At 73.2% G+C, this 15,926-nt stretch carries 11 protein-coding genes, 1 pseudogene and 1 riboswitch; of the genes and pseudogenes, 2 read left to right on the plus strand and 10 right to left on the minus strand.

Annotated elements, in window-relative coordinates; all coding sequences use genetic code 11:
- The first annotated feature begins 722 nt into the window (after positions 1-722).
- Positions 723-1,844, plus strand: a complete 1,122-nt coding sequence (locus tag IPK37_19250; GenBank protein QQS00874.1) for a threonine aldolase — start codon at positions 723-725, stop codon at positions 1,842-1,844.
- Between the two features lie 50 nt (positions 1,845-1,894).
- Here IPK37_19250 and IPK37_19255 read toward each other — a convergent pair whose 3' ends face one another.
- The 7 genes from IPK37_19255 to ribD all read right to left on the minus strand — a co-directional run bounded on the left by IPK37_19255 (position 1,895) and on the right by ribD (position 9,065).
- The gene (locus IPK37_19255; protein QQS00875.1) at positions 1,895-3,832 is read right to left on the minus strand and encodes a hypothetical protein; all 1,938 of its coding nucleotides are present in this window, start codon (positions 3,830-3,832) and stop codon (positions 1,895-1,897) included.
- Positions 3,833-4,076: 244 nt separating this feature from the next.
- Positions 4,077-4,568, minus strand: a complete 492-nt coding sequence (locus tag IPK37_19260; GenBank protein ID QQS00876.1) for a 6,7-dimethyl-8-ribityllumazine synthase — start codon at positions 4,566-4,568, stop codon at positions 4,077-4,079.
- 123 nt (positions 4,569-4,691) lie between these two features.
- Positions 4,692-5,411, minus strand: a complete 720-nt coding sequence (locus IPK37_19265) for a nicotinamide mononucleotide transporter (GenBank protein ID QQS03023.1) — start codon at positions 5,409-5,411, stop codon at positions 4,692-4,694.
- Positions 5,411-5,920, minus strand: coding sequence for a 6,7-dimethyl-8-ribityllumazine synthase (locus IPK37_19270; GenBank protein ID QQS00877.1), 510 nt, complete (start codon positions 5,918-5,920; stop codon positions 5,411-5,413). The genes IPK37_19265 and IPK37_19270 overlap by 1 nt, the downstream gene beginning before the upstream one ends.
- A gap of 2 nt (positions 5,921-5,922) precedes the next feature.
- Positions 5,923-7,320 (minus strand): 3,4-dihydroxy-2-butanone-4-phosphate synthase, encoded by a 1,398-nt coding sequence (gene ribB, locus IPK37_19275; GenBank protein QQS00878.1) that lies wholly within the window; start codon positions 7,318-7,320, stop codon positions 5,923-5,925.
- Positions 7,317-7,928, minus strand: a complete 612-nt coding sequence (locus tag IPK37_19280; protein ID QQS00879.1) for a riboflavin synthase — start codon at positions 7,926-7,928, stop codon at positions 7,317-7,319. Before IPK37_19280 ends, ribB begins: the two co-directional genes overlap by 4 nt.
- A complete protein-coding gene (gene ribD / locus IPK37_19285) occupies positions 7,929-9,065 on the minus strand; it encodes a bifunctional diaminohydroxyphosphoribosylaminopyrimidine deaminase/5-amino-6-(5-phosphoribosylamino)uracil reductase RibD (protein ID QQS00880.1) in 1,137 nt (378 codons plus the stop codon).
- Between the two features lie 269 nt (positions 9,066-9,334).
- A riboswitch (FMN riboswitch) is annotated at positions 9,335-9,471 on the minus strand.
- Between the two features lie 242 nt (positions 9,472-9,713).
- Here ribD and IPK37_19290 point away from each other — a divergent pair.
- Positions 9,714-10,817 carry a chitosanase gene (locus tag IPK37_19290; protein QQS00881.1) on the plus strand — a complete coding sequence of 368 codons (1,104 nt, stop codon included), beginning with the start codon at positions 9,714-9,716 and terminating at the stop codon, positions 10,815-10,817.
- A gap of 57 nt (positions 10,818-10,874) precedes the next feature.
- Here the strand turns inward: IPK37_19290 and IPK37_19295 are convergent.
- The 3 genes and pseudogenes from IPK37_19295 to IPK37_19305 all read right to left on the minus strand — a co-directional run bounded on the left by IPK37_19295 (position 10,875) and on the right by IPK37_19305 (position 15,633).
- Positions 10,875-11,680 (minus strand): annotated as a pseudogene (locus IPK37_19295) (chitosanase).
- A gap of 168 nt (positions 11,681-11,848) precedes the next feature.
- A complete protein-coding gene (locus IPK37_19300; GenBank protein ID QQS00882.1) occupies positions 11,849-13,348 on the minus strand; it encodes an acyltransferase family protein in 1,500 nt (499 codons plus the stop codon).
- A complete protein-coding gene (locus IPK37_19305) occupies positions 13,345-15,633 on the minus strand; it encodes a glycosyltransferase (GenBank protein ID QQS00883.1) in 2,289 nt (762 codons plus the stop codon). The genes IPK37_19300 and IPK37_19305 overlap by 4 nt, the downstream gene beginning before the upstream one ends.
- Positions 15,634-15,926: the final 293 nt, after the last annotated feature.

A 15,926-nucleotide genomic window follows, 5' to 3' on the forward strand; every position in this document is an offset into this window, starting at 1 on the left:
CCGGTCGTCCCCCAGTCCTCGCGGAGCCGGTCGTCCCCCAGTCCTCCCGGAGCCGGTCGTCCTTGGGGGTGGAACCCCCACGCCCCGAGTGAGGCGACTCACCCGAGGGCGGGTGAACTCCCGTGCGTAGGTGTGCTCACCCGCCCTGGCAGGAGTCGACTCCCCCGGGGACCCGGCCGCCGAGGCCCTGGCCCGCCGAGGGTCTGGGCGCCGAGGCCGGACAACAGGGCCCCTGGCGGCCCCCCGGGGCGGGGACAGGCAACGCCCGGGGACAGCCGAGGGCGGTCCCAGGCGTTGCGCGGCACGATCAATACCCCGGTGATCGGGCCGGTGCGGTCCGGATCCGGGGGTATTGATCGTGCCGCGTCGCCAGACCGCCGCCGGGGCGCCATCGGGGGTCGCCAGCCCAAGGCGTATCCGCCGGCCGGGTCGGGGCCGGCTCGCAGCGCGCGGTCACGACATCGCACCCGACCAGTCGCGATGAGTCGGCGACGACCATGCTGATCAGGAGTCGACCCGGGCTCTCGGAGGCCGGCAGCACCGCGGACCGCGAGCCGCGGTGGCCGGCCCCGGCCGGAGGGCAGGTCGATCAGCACCGGTGGGGTCGCCAGCGCTCCGTCCCGTCCCCGCGGGAGCGTTGACCGCGGTGCTCACCCGAGAGCTCTCTCGCGGGAGTGGTTGTCGAACGCCGCCGTCGAGTCGGCGATGGCACGCTGGCAGGCATGACATCGCCCGACGAGGCCCTCCTGGCGCGTCTCACCTCGCTGCACGAGACCGCCGACCGCGCCCTGGTGCCGCCTCGGCCGAGCCCCGCCCGAGAGCTGCGCGACCTCGCCGACCTCGCCGACACGCTGGGCGAAGCCGGCGGCTGGGACCGGTACGGCGAGGGCGGTCTCGTCGCCGAGCTCGAGCGCCGACTCCTGGAGCTGCTGGGGGCGCCGGCCGCGGCGTTCTTCCCCAGTGGCGTCATGGCGCAGCCGGCCGCGCTACGCGTCCGGTGTGACCGTGCGGGAACCCGCCGGATCGCGCTGCCCGACCTGTCCCGCCTGCTGGTCCATGAGGACGACGAGCCACGGCGGCTGCACGGGTTCGAGGTCGACCACCTCACGGTCGGGGCCGTGACCCCGACCCGCGCGCACGTCGACGCGCTCCCGGGGCGGCTCGCGGCCGTGCTCCTCGAGCTGCCCCTGCGGGACGCCGGGTACCTGCTGCCGGGCTGGGACGACCTCGTCGCCGTCGCGGACGCCTGCCGTGCCCGCGGCATCGCCCTGCACCTGGACGGGGCGCGGCTGTGGGAGTCGGCCCCGCACTACGACCGCGAGCTCGCCGAGATCACGTCGCTGGCCGACACGACCTACGTGAGCTTCTACAAGGGGCTCGGCGGCCTGGCCGGCGCGGCGCTGGTCGGACCGACCGACGTGATCGCCGAGGCCCGGCTATGGCGGCGTCGGCACGGGGGCACGCTCTTCTCGATCGCGCCGCTGGCGCTGGGCGCCCTGCGCGGTCTCGACCGGCAGCTTCCGCGGATGGGCGAGTGCCACGCGTACGCCGTGCGGCACGCCGCCGCCCTCCAGGCCCGGGGCATCCGCACCGCCCCGGACCGCCCGCACACCACCGCCTTTCGGGTGCTTCTCGAACGCGAGCCCGATGAGCTGCTTCGCCGGGCCGTGGAGATCGCAGAGACCGAGAGCCTCTGGCTGCCCGGCCGGTGGGGCCGCAGCGACCTGCCCGGGTGGTCGTTCTCCGAGGTCACGGTTACCCCGGCGATGATCGACGCCTGGGGCGAGCCGGACCGCCCCGACGGCCCCGCGGACGCCCTGGCCCGGCTGATCACGGCGACCTGAGCCGCGCTCCGCGACGCCACGCTCGATCGGTCCGCCGCCATAGGCCCCGGTCAGGCCAGATCCGCCGGGAGCAGCGCCCGCTCGCAACCACCCGTCATGGCGTCGCACCGAATCCCCGCGCGGGAGTCACCCGAGCCGCCCACCTTGAAGATGACGTGCGTGTCGTCTTCCCACGCCGAGGTCTCGCTGACGGGTGAGCTCAGCGGGTAGGCGTTCGAGGGCAGCTCAAACGCCACGTGGCCGCCGGCGACGGCGTCGAGGCTGCCCCACGCGATCTGTTTCCCCCCAGGCTCGGCGTACCGCACCACCGTCAGCACCATCCCGCCGCTCGGCGATGGCCAGTTCGCCGTCATGAGCCCGTCGTCGCACCACAGGACGCGATCGTCCAACCCGGTCGCCAGCGACCACCGCCGCACACAGGTCGGGTCGTTCGGACCGGTCGCCCGGAACAGCAGCGCCACCGAGCGCGCCACGACAGGACCCTCGTAGCGCACCGGCAACGCATGCTCGGCCCAGCCCTCCTCGGCTCGCCACGTCACGAGCTTGCTGCCGTCCCCGACGACGAGCCGATCTCCGATCCAGCCCGAGCCGAGCAGCGTCGGGGTCGCGCGCGACGCCACCGCCACCCCGTCGATCGACCGGACGACGACCAGCGTGAGCGCGCCCGGGGAGGCGATGCCGCCCGCCGCCGCTGTGTCGATGCGTAGGAAGGCCACGTACCGGGCGTCGGACGACGGCCAGGCGGCGCCGATGGTGTCCTCGACGAGGGTGCGGGGTCCCTCGCGGGGGTCGAGACGCAGGAGGCGCTGCCGCACCGGGTCCCCTGGGCCCTGGGGGTTGCCCGGCCGTGCGAGCAGGAGGGGCGGGCCCGTCGTCCGCGGCAACACGACGACGCCCGTCACGCCCGGCAACGGGGTGCGGACGGCGCCATCGACGTAGGTCAACGCCCCTGCCGCGTCCTCAGCCACGTACGCCGGCAGCTTCGCCGGCGATCCGGGCGGCAGTTCCTCGTAGCTGACGCTGGGCCGCACCCTCCCCCCCGCCTGTGTCACCGGGCTGGACGGCGAACTGGTCACGTCGGTGACGGGAGCCGCGGCCGGTGCGAAGGCCGCCAACTGGCGCGCCCCCGCGAGGGCCCCGACCAGCGCCACCGCGCCGACGAGGGCCACCGCCGCGCGGGATGGATGGCCGGGCGAGCGCGACACCGTGCGGCGACGCCGCCGCCACCGCGTCCATCGGTCGCGAGTGCCGCCCGACCCGGGTGCCCGACCTCCCGCTGGCGAATCCTCGACCTCGCCCCGCAGCACCCGCGCGATCAGGGCCGACTTCGGCGGATCGACCTCCTCGGCCGCCTCGCGCAGCGCCGCCGCGACCCCTGCCAGCCCTGCGACTCCACGTCCGTGCGGCCACGCCGCCGACGCCCGGGCCAGGTCGGCGCGCACCTCGCGCGGTCGGCGATCGAGCGCCGCCGCCACCCCCGCCTCGTCGAGGTCGTCAAGGACATGCGTGATCAGCGCCGCGCGGGCCGCGGGATCGAGCCCCGACAGGCGTGCCAGCGTTCGACGCGCCCGGGCCGCATCGGCCGCAGGGTCGGTCGTCGGCACAGCAGCGCTCTCGTCCTCGGCTGCTGGCCCGGGCGCCGACGCGGCAGGCCGGTGAGGCGGCGCAGCACCCGCGGGCAGCGCCGCGATGGCCTCGTCGGTCAGTCCGGCACGCCCTGACGTTGCCGCGGGGGCACCGTCGCGAGTCGCCTTGGCCTCGGCCGTGACTCGGGTCATCAGCCGCGGGGCGAGGTGGGTCTCGACGGCGTCATCGGAGTCGGGACCCCACCCGTCGCACGTCGTGGCCAGCGCGACGCCGAGGAGCCGTTCCGCGGCGGTTCGATCCCCCGCGGCTAGCAGCCAGGCCCGGCGCCACAACCGATCGCCGCAACGCGCGACGTACGCGCGGAACGGCACGTCACGCGTCCCCGCCCCGGTGAGGCCCACGCCTCACGGTAGGACACCTGGCCCTCTCCAGACCATGACCCGGCAGGTCCGGACCGCCGACGGAGCCGACGCACCGTCCCCACCGACGATCATCGATGTCGGCAACCCGACGTGACCGCCCGACGCGATCGCCTGACCTGCGCTTGGGTGAAGGATCACCGACGATCTCTGCGGTGCGGCACATCGATGATCGTCGGGACTGACTGGCGGGTCGACCCGATGAGCCCGCCAAGGCCTGCGGTCGCTAGGCGCGCGGGTGCAGGTCCCACTCGCGCAGCACGGTGGCCGTCGCGAGCGCGGTGATGCCGGCCTCGTAGCCCTTGGACTCCCGGCTGCCGTGCACGCCGCACCGGTCCCGGGCCTGCATCTCGTTGTCGCAGGTCAGTACGCCGAAGCCGATCGGGATGCCCGAGGCCGTCGAGACCCGGGACAGGCCCTGGGTGACGGACTGCGCGACGTACTCGAAGTGCGGCGTGCCGCCCTTGAGGATGATGCCGAGCGCGACCAGCGCGTCGTACGGCTTGCGAACCACCCGCGCGCACACAACCGGCAGCTCGAACGCCCCGGGCGTGCGGATGATCTCGGGGTCGGCGACGCCGTGCTCGGACAGGGCGAGCTGGGCGCCGGCGAGCATGCCGTCCATGTACGTCGGGTGCCAGCGCGCGGCCACGATGGCGACGCGCAGGCCACTCGCGTCGCCGACCCATCCGGCGTACTGGTCCCGCTCCTGCCCCATCGGGCCCTCCCCGTCTGCGGTCGCCGTGGGCGACCCTGGGCGCGCCACGTCGGCGCACGTCTCGACGGCCCCATCGGCAGGTGTACCCCTGAGCCTGAGCGGGATTCCGGGCGCGGGTTGGCCTCAGCCGCTGACGGGGGCGGCGTCGGGGTCGGCGATCGGCGTGCCGTCCGCGCGCTCGGTCCGCGACGCCCGCAGCCACACGAAGAAGCCGTAGATCACCAGGCCGCCGTAGACGGCGTAGAGCACGGCGCTGGGGTAGTACGCCGAGTGCCACAGCAGCGGCACCCCGATGAGGTCCACGCCAATCCAGCACAGCCAGAAGTCATTCCAGCCGCGGGCCATCGCGAAGGTCGCCACGATCGAGCCCATGAAGATCCAGGCGTCGGTCCAGTAGTACCAGTCCGGCGCCGGCCACCCGGCCCCGACCTTGGCGAACACGGCCTGCGCGACCAGCACCCCGAGCAGCCACGCGGCCAGGTAGCCGGCGCGCTCCCGCCCGCTGGCCCAGCGCGGCGTGATCGCCGGCGCGTCCTTGGCCCGGCCGGCACGCGCCTGATTCCACCGCCACCAGCCGTAGACGCTGGTGATGATGAAGAACACCTGGCGGGCGGACTGGCCGAACAGCGGGTGCCGGCCGTCGTCGACGGACAGCGCCGTGCCGAAGAAGACCGTGAAGAGGATGACGTTGCCGACGATCCCGATCGGCCAGGCCCACACCCGGCGCCGCAGCCCGCCGATGGCGGAGGCGAATCCGAAGAGGTTGCCGATGATCTCGCGCCAATACAGCGGGTAGCCGCCGACGGAGATCTTGGCCTCGAACAGTTGCCGCAGGAGATCCATCACGATCCGTCCCCGAAGTCGGCGAAGTCGGCCGCGCTGGCGCGGTGGGCGCGGGCCAGGGTGGCGGCCATGACGACCGCGGCCTGGGCCGCCTCGTAGCCCTTGTCCTCCCGCGAGCCGGGAAGGCCGGCGCGGTCGAGCGCCTGCTGCTCGTCATCGCAGGTCAGCAGCCCGAAGCCGATCGGCGTCCCGGTGTTGACCGCGACCTGGGTCAGGCCGAGGGTGGCGCCGGAGCAGACGTACTCGAAGTGCGGCGTCCCGCCGCGGATGACCACGCCCAGGGCGACGAGCGCGTCGTACGTCGCTGCCAGGCGCGCGCACGCGACCGGCAGCTCGAAGCTGCCCGGGACGCGGACCAGCGTGATGTCGTCGCAACGCGCCTCGGTGAGGGCCCGGGTAGCGCCGTCGATGAGGCCGCCCATCACCTCCTCGTGCCACGTGGACGCGACGAGCGCGACGCGCAGCCCGCTCCCGTCCGCCGCGAGCTGGGGGGAACCGTGCCCGGCCATGATCAACCTTCCATCGTGAGGGGAGAGCGGGTGGTGCAGGCGGCCAGCGGAGCGCCCCGCCCGGGGCCGGCGATCAGGTGGCCCATCCGGTCCCGCTTGGTGGCGAGATAGGCCGCGTTGGCGGGGTTGGGGCTGACGTGCAGGGGGCGGCGGTCGACGACGTCCAGGCCTGCCGCGCGCAGCGCGGCGACCTTGTCGGGATTGTTCGTGAGCAGCACCAGGCTGCGCACCCCGAGGTCGGCCAGGACGTCGGCGGCCCCGCCGTACTCCCGGTCGTCCACCGGCAGCCCCAGCCGCAGCTGCGCATCGACGGTGTCCGCGCCGCCGTCCTGCAGGTGATACGCGGCGAGCTTGGCGAGAAGGCCGACCCCGCGGCCCTCGTGGCCGCGCACGTAGACCACGACGCCGCCCTCCGCGGCCACGGCCGCCAGCGCCGCCTGCAGCTGCGGGCCGCAGTCGCAGCGCAGCGAGCCGAACGAGTCGCCGGTGAGGCACTCGGAGTGCACCCGCACCACGGGCGGCCGCCCGACCGGGGTCGCCCCCAGAGGGCTGATCAGGGCCACGAGCTCGGCGCCGGTGTCGCGGTCGGCGTAGCCGACGATGCGGAAGGTGCCGTACGGCGTGGGCAGCGCCGCCTCCTCGCCCCGCTCCACCCGCTCCACCCGCTCCACCCGCGAGGGCACCGGGCGAGACGCGGTCACCCTCGCCGGGCCGGCGTGGAGGGTGCCGGCGTCGGCCGCGCCCGCCTCGGCCGGGCCGGCGTCGGTCGCGCAGACTCCGAGAGGGTCATGGCTACGCCGCCAGGCGATGAGGTCCGCGATCGTCAGCACAGGCAGGGCGTGCTCGGCGCCGAGGGCGAGGACCTGCGGGGTCCGCATCATCGTGCCGTCGTCGTTGACCAGCTCCCCGATGGCCCCCACCGGCGCCAGCCCCGCGAGGCGGGCCAGGTCGACCGCCGCCTCGGTGTGCCCGGCCCGCTCCAGGACGCCGCCCGGACGGGCCCGCAGCGGCACCACGTGGCCGGGCCGGATGAGGTCGCTCGCCCGGGTGGTCGGGTCGGCGAGCAGCCGGATCGTGTGGGTCCGGTCGGCGGCGCTGATGCCGGTGCTGATGCCGGCCGCGGCGTCGCAGGTGATCGTGTACGCCGTCCGCCGCGGGTCCTGGTTGTCCGCGACCATGGGCGGCAGCTCCAGGGCGTCGGCGCGCGCGTCGGTCATCGGGGCGCACAGGTAGCCGGAGCTGTGCCGGATCGTCCAGGCCAGCCACGGCGCCGTCAGCGTTTCGGCGGCCAGGATGACGTCGCCCTCGTTCTCGCGATCCGCGTCGTCGAGCACGAGCACCGGGCGCCCCGCCCGCAGCGCGGCCAGGCCGTCCTCGACACTCGAAAACCCGGCGGTCATGAGGTCGCCACCTCGGCGTAACGCGTGGCCAGCAACCGCTCGACGTACTTCGCCAGCACGTCCACCTCCACGTTCACCGTGCCCCCCACCGGCAGCGCCCCGAGCGTGGTGAGCTCCAGCGTCGTCGGGATGAGGCTGACGTCGAACTCGTCGTCGGCCAGGCGGGACACCGTGAGCGACACCCCATCGAGGGTGATGGAGCCCTTGTGCACGACGTACGGCGCAAGCGCCGCCGGCAACGCGAACGTCACCACCTCCCAGTTCTCGCCCGGCTGACGGCGCAGGCAGGTCGCCGTGGCGTCGACGTGGCCCTGCACGACGTGCCCGCCGAACCGGCCATCCGCGCGCATCGCCCGCTCCAGATTGACAGGGCTGCCCGGCTGCAGCGCCCCGAGGCTGCTGCGGTCGAGGCTCTCCTGCATGACGTCCACGGTGAAGGTGGCCTCGTCGTGGCCGGTCACCGTGAGGCACACCCCGTTGACGGCGATGGACGCGCCGTGCCGGGCGTCCGTGACGACCGTCGGCCCGTGCACCCGCAGCACGACCGAGTCCGGCCCGCGCTCGATCGCCTCGACCCGTCCGAGTTCCTCGACGATTCCGGTGAACATCTAGCTCGCCTCCTGTGTTGCTCCGGCCGCCGCGAAGCTCGCGGAGGGCGCCGCCGGCGCGGCGGTCGCCCCGGTTTGCGCCGGGTGGGTGGTGCGGTCGGCTGCGGCCCGGGCGGGTCGCAGGGTGAGTCGTACGTCATCGCCGACGGCCTCGGCCTGGGCCAGCCGAAGCCGGTACGCCGCGGCCAGGGTGCCCACCCCCAGGTCGCCGACCGCGGCCGGGCCCGCGCCCAGCAGGACCGGCGCGACATAGGCCAGGACCTCGTCGACGGCGTCGGCGCGCAGGAAGGCCGCGGCCAGGGTCGGTCCGCCCTCCAGCCACACGTGCCGGATGCCGCGCTCATGCAGAGCGGCGAGCGCCGCCTCCGGGTCGTGGGTGCGGACCTGCAGCGTGGGGGCGTCGCCGTCGAGCACGCGCGCGGTGGGCGGAAGGTCACGCCGGCCGACCACGACGCGCAGCGGCTGCCGACCGACCAAGCGGCCCGCGGCGTCGCGCACCGTGAGCCGCGGGTCGTCGGCCAGGGCCGTCCCGGTGCCGACGACGATGGCGCCGCACTCCGCCCGCCGCGCGTGCACGTCCGCGCGCGCCGCCGGACCGGTGATCCACTGGCTCGTGCCGTCCGCGGCGGCCGACCGGCCGTCGAGGCTGGCCGCGAACTTCCAGGTCACAAAGGGTCGGCCGAGCTCCATCGCCGCGCTCCAGGCGGCGTTCAGCGCCCGGGCGTCGGCTTCGAAGAGGCCCTGCTCGACCGCGACCCCGGCGGCACGCAGGGTGTGGGCGCCCCCGGCCGCCGTCGGATTGGGGTCGGGCTGGGCGTAGACCACCCGGGCGACGCCCGCGGCGACCAGGGCCCTGCTGCAGGGTCCGGTGCGGCCGACGTGGTCGCAGGGCTCGAGCGTCACGTACGCCGTACCGCCCCGCGCCCGCTCCCCCGCCTCGTCGAGCGCGGCGACCTCCGCGTGCCGCGTGCCCGCCCCACGGTGGTGCCCGACACCGACGACGGTGCCGTCCACGGCCGTGATGACGGCCCCGACGCGCGGGTTGGGATCGCCGAGGGGCCCGCGGGCGGCGGCCTTCAGCGCGAGGCGCATAGCTCGTACGTCGTCGCGTCGCCAGCCCCGCCCGGCCGTGCTCATCGGACCACCCTCCGCTCGCCACGCTGTCGGCACCGGGCGTGGGATCGACCCGGTCGGCGGGCTCCGGGGGTGGTGGTCGGGTCGCGCGTGGGTCGGGCGCGTCGACCCGCCGTACGGACGCCGCGTGCCGAGGCACGTCGCGGCCACGCGCCCGGCCCGCTCGCCTGAGCGACCCGGACACGCATCGAGCACGACCCAAGGAGGGTCGTGCTCGCGACGGACCGACGACACCGCACCCGGCGTCGCCAACGGATCACCCTCGCGGGCGATCACGTGCTGCCTCCCATCCGGACTTTCACCGTCGGTCCCGGAGTTCCACCGGGTCCACCGCCGCCTCGCGAGCGAGACGAACGGGTCGCGGACTGTCACCGCCGGCTCGGAGTTTCACCGACCCCGGAGCACGTTGAAGCCAGTATGCCACCGCGGCGCGACCTGCGGCGGGCGGGGCCGGCTCTTCGTCCGGGCAGCCCGGCGCCCAGGGCGGACGCCTGACTCCACGGGCCGCCCCGGCTTCAGTCGAGCGTGATCCGGACGAATAGAGCGGCACTACTCGCGCGTCGTTCCCCCACTCGGCGTCACTCCCCACGGGATGCCGTACGGCGCCTCGGCTGCTGCCCTCCCCACGCCGGCCTCTCGAAACGGAGACCCATGAATTCCGCATGCCGTTTTGCCCTGCTCATCGCCGCCTCGACGGGCGCTTTCGCCCTCGCCGTCCCGCTCGCCTCCGCGGACCCGACGTTCCAGACCTCGAGCCGCAAGTGCCACCACCACTGCCGCTCGATCGGCCGGCACCACTGGACCCCGAAGCCGACGACGCCCCCGACGAAGCCGACCACCGCCCCCACGTCGGCCCCCACCTCCGCGCCGACGACGGCGCCCACGACTGCCCCCACCTCGGCCCCGACCTCGGCACCGACGACCGACCCGACGTCCGTGCCGACCTCGGCGCCCTCCGCGACGCCCACCACCGCCCCGTCGACCACGGCCAACCCCGGCACGCGCCGCCCGAGCCTCACCGACCCGACGCTGCACGAGCTCGCGTGGATGCTGATCTCCTCGGCGGAGAACTCGAACCTCGCCTGGCGGGACAACGTCGGCTACCTCGAGTACAACGTCGAGGGCAACTCTTCCGAGAACCGCGGCTACACCGGCGGCATCGTCGGCTTCACCAGCAAGACCCACGACATGCTGCTGCTCGTCCAGCAGTACGTCGCCGCCGCCCCGACGAACAACCCGCTGGCCAAGTTCCTCCCGGCGTTGAAGAACGTGGACGGCACGTCCAGCACGGCCGGACTCGGCTCGGCGTACGTCGCCGCGTGGCGCAGCGCCGCGAGCGACCCGCGCTTCGTGCAGGCCCAGGTCGACCTGGCCGACTCGATGTACTTCCGCCCCGCCGTCGACCAGGCCAAGTCGGACGGGCTCGGCGCCCTCGGCCAGTTCGCCTACTTCGACGCGATGGTGATGCACGGTCCGGGCTCCGACTCGCTGAGCTTCGGTGGGATCCGCTCCGCGGCGCTGAAGAAGGCGAAGACGCCCGCTCAGGGCGGCGACGAGAAGACCTACCTCAACGCCTTCCTCGACGCGCGGGTAGCGGCGATGAAGGCCGAGGAGGGCCACAGCGACGTCTCTCGGGTGGAGACGGCGCAGCGCGTCTTCCTCAAGAACAGCAACCTCAACCTGTCGCTGCCGCTGACCTGGTCGGTCTACGGCGACAAGTACACAGTCAACGAGATCACGCTGCCGAAGGCTTGATCCGGCACCCGGCACCCCGCCGTGGAGGGGATGCCCGACCGTCGCCCGGCGGGGGATCTACTCCTTGATCCCCCGCCGGGCGCACTCGTCGGTGGCCAGGATCGTGTAGCGGTCCCCGTAGGTCTTCCACTCCAGGGGCAGGTCGAGGGCGAGGTTCCCGGCGTCGAGGAACACCCGCTGCGCGGTGTTGACCCGAGTGGTGTCCTTGTGGCCCTTCTCCGTCTTCATGGTCGCGACGCGGGCGTCGAGGAAGGCGTCGAGGTAGGCCTTTTCGTCGCCGCCCTGCGCCGGCGGTCGGGCCGCGGCCGTGGCGTCCCGGCGGATGCGGCCCAGGCCCTTCGCGTCGTCGAGGCCGTGCATCACGGCGGCGTCGACATAGGCGAACTGACCGAGCGGCCCGACCCTGTCGGCCTTGGCCAGCGCGACGGCCGGCTGCAGGTAGAGCTTGCGGGTCAGGTCCACCTGGGCCTGGAGAAACCGCTCGTCCTTCGCGGCGCTCGCCCAAGCCTGTTCGAAGCCCGACCCCAGGCCGGTCCTGCGGGAGCTGCCGTCGACATCGGCCAGCGCCGGAAGGTAGGGACTCAGCGGGTTGCCGGGAGCGGCGGCGTCGTACGCCCGGACCAGCTCCAGCATGTCGTGGGTCTTGCTGGTGAAGCCGACGATTCCCCCGGTGTAGCCCCGGTTCTCGGCCGCGTTGCCCTCGACGTTGTACTCCAGGTAGCCGACCTGCTGCTCCCAGCGCAAGGTCGAGTTCTCGGCCGAGGCCACCATCGACAGGACCAGCGTCTCGCCGGCCGGCGACGACGGATCGGCGCTGGCCGCTGAGGAGCAGCGGACCCGGTCGTGGTCGCCCTGGGCAGCATTGCCGCTCGCGACCGGCTCGCGGGTGCGCTCCTCGACCTGCGCGCCGTGCACGCGGCCGAGATGCCAGGTGGCGCCGAACGCCACCAGGATCATCACCAGCGCCCCGGCCATGAGGGCCAGGCGTTGCCTCCCCAAGCGTGGATCGCGGCTCGCCGGTTCGGCGCCGTTCACGACCCCGCCCCGCCGACCACGGCGGCCTCCCGCGGGTGGACCTGCGGCACGCCACGACCCACCCGACCCCGACGGGGGGCCCGGGCATGCCGGGGCGCGCGCCGCGGGAACGGACTGATGCGCAACGGCCGGCCCGCGGCAAGGTCCTCGACCCAGCCGAGCGCGAGGACGACCACCCAGATCAGCGCCCACGCGGCCCCGAGCAGGATCGCCACCTGATACGGGTTGCCCTCGAACAGGGTCGGGTCGACATACCGAGCCAGCGCCCACAGGGCGACGTCGATGCACACGTTGCCCCACAGGTAGATCGTCAGGGCCCGGCGGTTGACGGCGGCGACCAGGGCATCCAACCAACGGACCTTCGTCAACCACGACATGTCGACGTAGCACCGGAGCAGGATGAGCACGACCCCGAGGCTGTAGAGCATCGCGGCGACCGGGATGTCCGTGACGTTGACCCCCGTCTCGGGGTCCGGGTTCGCGATGGCCCAGGCCAGGCCCGCGCCGGCGAGCGCCGCGCCGATCAGCAGGATTCGTCCCAGCGGCACGGCGCGGAGCCGGCCGTCATGGTGGGCGAAGCCCAGCATCCAGCACGCGGCGTACGTGAGCAGGTTGAGCGTGGTGGCCTCGAAGGGACCCCACAGCACCAGGACACTGCCGGCGACCGCGAGCAGGGCGATCGGCGCGGCGGCCAGGGTCTTGAGCGGCCAGCGCCGGAAGGTCCACAGCAGCGCGGGCGAGAGCAGGACCAGCCACAGGTAGGCGCTGATGTACCACAGCGGGACCGTGGCGGACGCGACCGCGGCGCTGCTCGGCGGCTCGGCCAGCGGGAGCACCCAGTAGATCATCGTGCCCCAGTCGGGGCCGCCGTGACCGGCGGCGTCCGCCCGCCAGCCGATGACGGCCATCGCGGCGATCATGACCGCACCGAAGGCCCAGTACGGCGGGAGCAGGCGCCGCATCCGACGCAGCAACACCCGGACGTAGTGGCCTTGGTGCCGATCGAGCGAGGCCGCGGTCAGGGAGCCGGCGAGGGCGAACATGATCCCCATCGACGGGAAGGCGATGGTCAGCCAGGCCCAGCCGACCAGGTGGTAGAGCACGACCCGGCCCAAGGCAAGGACCCGCAGCACGTCGATGTAGCGGTCCCGTTGCGGGGCCGGGCGGCTCGCCGCCGGCACCGGCTCGGTCGCCGGGGACTCGAGGTTCTGGGTGAGCTCAGCCTCGGCCACCACCTCGGCGACGCTGGATGTCGTCGGGGCGAGGACCGCCGCGCACGACTCCGGGAAGACCTGACGGAACCCCGGCGGCGCGGTGTCGAGCACCACGGGCACCTCGACGGGCGGCGCGACGACCGGCGTACGGGGGGCCGCGGCCGGCGAGCTCGGGGCGGCGGCCGGGGAGCGCAGCGCAAAGCGAGGCAGCCGGCGCTGACCCAGGAACCGCCCCGGCCCCTGCTGGCGGGGGGCGACGTCGTGACGCTTGTCGATGGTCATGAGGACAGTCCCTTCGCGGCGCGGGCCCGCAGCGGCAGCAGCCGGCTCGCGGGGCGGGCCCCGCCGGCGTCGACCACGGTGTCCAGATCCATCGATCCGGTCCGCACGAGTTTGTTCCAGCCCATGCTGCGGCCCTTCCAGGCCAGATCCACCGAGGTGTAGAGCAGGTAGGCCCGCAACGGCTCGTACACCACGCGGTAGATCGGCACCATGGCCACGTGGCCCCAGCTCTCCTCCATCAACCGCGCCGCGATCGCGGCCAACACCACGTGCACCGCGAGGAAGAGCAGCGCATACCCGGCCAGCACCCCCGGCCCGTCGGTCTGCAGGGTGTTGACGGTCATGACGACCACGAACGGCAGGAACACCAGCGGCACCAGGATCGAGAGCACATAGCTGGGCAACACGTACATCCCCAACATGCCGAACTTGGGGCGCAGCATCATCCGGCGGTGCTTCCACATCGCCTGCAAGGTCCCGTAGGTCCACCGACTGCGCTGCTTCAACAGGTCATCCACCGTCTCCGGGGCCTCCGTGAGCGCCACCGCATCGGTGTCCTGAGTCACCCGCCAACCCAACTCATGCAAGGTCAGCGCCAGATCGCAGTCCTCCGCCAAGGTCGCCGTGGAATACCCACCCGCGGCCACGATCGCCTCCTTGCGCCAGGCCGCGCAGGCCCCCGGGATGATCGAGATCGCGCCCAGCGCGTCCTGAGCCGAACGCTCCAAGCCGATCTGCGTCAGGTACTCCAGCGCCTGCCAGCGCGTGAGCAGGTTCTTGCTGCGGTTGCCGACCCGCACGACGCCGGCCACCGCGCCGAGGCGCTGCACGTCCTTACCGACCGCGAAGTGCCGAACGAGGTTGCTGATCGTGTCGGTCATGACGATCGTGTCCGCGTCCAGCGTGACGATGATCTCGCCCTGTGCCGCGCCGATGCCGTTGTTGAGCGCCGTGGCCTTGCCCCCGTTCGGCTGGGTGTACAACCGCACCCGCGGGTCCTCGGCCGCCAACGACAGCACCTCCGCCATCGTCCCGTCCGACGAACCGTCATCGACGACCAGCACCTCGGTCAGCGGGTAGTCCGACAGCAGGATGGACCGCAGGGTCCGGGCAATGACCGGCTCCTCGTTGTACGCAGCGATCACCACCGAGACGGACAGCCCGATCTCGGCCGGGTGCGGCCACGAACGCCGCCTGCGCCGCCACTTCATCCCTGCCGCGAGCAGCACATTGGCGACCCCCACGACCAGCGTCATCCCGACCGCGATCAGGAAGAGGCCCTTCATCAGCAGCCGCGGCCAGTCATACAGGCCGACCACGATCGTCTCGGAAATCCGATCCAGGGCGGACGCCGACACCGGCGCATTCGCCTGCGCGATCAGGGGATTCACCTGCGGCATGGTGTGGAACGAATAACCCGCCGCCCGCGCCGCATCGATCAGCCGCGCCGTGTATTGCACGGTCCGCATCCGATCCGGCCCGCCGCCGTCGTGCATCAACACCGTGATGTTCTCGCCCGTGCTGAAGTCGGGCAACGGAATGTCCGCAGCCGTCTCATTCGGCCGCGCATCGTGCTCCCAGTCCAGGGTGTCGAAGTCATAGTCCGCATGCACGTAACCCAACCGCTGGGCCCGCAACAACCCCGTGACCGTGTCCTGCAAGCTGTGCTCGTCCGGACCGGTATAAGGCGCCCGCCAGATCCCGACCTCACGCCCCGTGATCGAGCGCAGCACCCGCTCGGTCTGCACCACCTCCAGCTGCTGCCGCCAGTCCGGCACCTCCGCGACCCGCGGATGCGTCATCGTGTGCAGGCCGATCCCGTGCCCCTCGTTCGCCATCCGCCGAACCACGTCCGGCGCGAGCGCGGCCTTATCGCCAATGAGGAAGAACGTCGCCGGCACCTTGTTCTTACCCAGCAGATCCAACAACGCCGGCGTCACCACCGGATCAACCCCGTCGTCATACGTCAACGAGATCGTCTTGGTGGCCGTCTGCGAATACCCATACCGCTGAATCGCGTACTTCGCCGAACCCACCTTCGCAACCGACTCCGCATCCAGATTGCCGAGCTTCTCGCCGGTGAACGGCTCGACGCTCGTGGTGACCCCCTGCTCCGTCGTGAGGCGGACGACCCGCTCCAACGGACCTCGACCGAAGACCGGCGGGTGGTCCCCCACGTCTTCCCGCGCGAGGACGGGCGTGTCGGCCGCGGCGGGCGTCATGCGCGGGCTGGCCCACAGTTGCGGCCCGACCAGCGCCAGGATGACGACCGCGGCCAGCGCCACCGCGACGAGAACTCGTCGCGTGCGACGCCACCGCCGACCCGACGGGTCGGCGAAAACGCTCTGACCCCAGCCATGCTCGTGATTGACCACCGCTACCGTCGCGGTGTCCCCGGCTCCCCCGGCTTTGCGTCCAGACAGGCGCAAGCGCACGTAACCCTCCCCCAAGTGTGACGCTTGGGACGAGGCTTTCCACGGCGTGGCATTCGATCCCCATCGATGACCACGGTCGCGCCCGCGCTGTTTCCGGCGGCACTGCCGCCGACCCCAACACCGCGGGCAAACCAACCCCCAAG

It is taken from the genome of Austwickia sp. (assembly GCA_016699675.1).
Classification (GTDB): Bacteria; Actinomycetota; Actinomycetes; order Actinomycetales; family Dermatophilaceae; genus Austwickia.

Coding starts and splice junctions, on each gene's coding strand:
- IPK37_19250 (QQS00874.1), top strand. CDS start 723: ATGACATCGCCCGACGAGGCCCTCCTGGCGCGTCTCACCTCGCTGCAC.
- IPK37_19260 (QQS00876.1), bottom strand. CDS start 4,568: ATGGGGCAGGAGCGGGACCAGTACGCCGGATGGGTCGGCGACGCGAGT.
- IPK37_19265 (QQS03023.1), bottom strand. CDS start 5,411: ATGGATCTCCTGCGGCAACTGTTCGAGGCCAAGATCTCCGTCGGCGGC.
- IPK37_19270 (QQS00877.1), bottom strand. CDS start 5,920: ATGGCCGGGCACGGTTCCCCCCAGCTCGCGGCGGACGGGAGCGGGCTG.
- ribB (QQS00878.1), bottom strand. CDS start 7,320: ATGACCGCCGGGTTTTCGAGTGTCGAGGACGGCCTGGCCGCGCTGCGG.
- IPK37_19280 (QQS00879.1), bottom strand. CDS start 7,928: ATGTTCACCGGAATCGTCGAGGAACTCGGACGGGTCGAGGCGATCGAG.
- ribD (QQS00880.1), bottom strand. CDS start 9,065: ATGAGCACGGCCGGGCGGGGCTGGCGACGCGACGACGTACGAGCTATG.
- IPK37_19290 (QQS00881.1), top strand. CDS start 9,714: ATGAATTCCGCATGCCGTTTTGCCCTGCTCATCGCCGCCTCGACGGGC.
- IPK37_19300 (QQS00882.1), bottom strand. CDS start 13,348: ATGACCATCGACAAGCGTCACGACGTCGCCCCCCGCCAGCAGGGGCCG.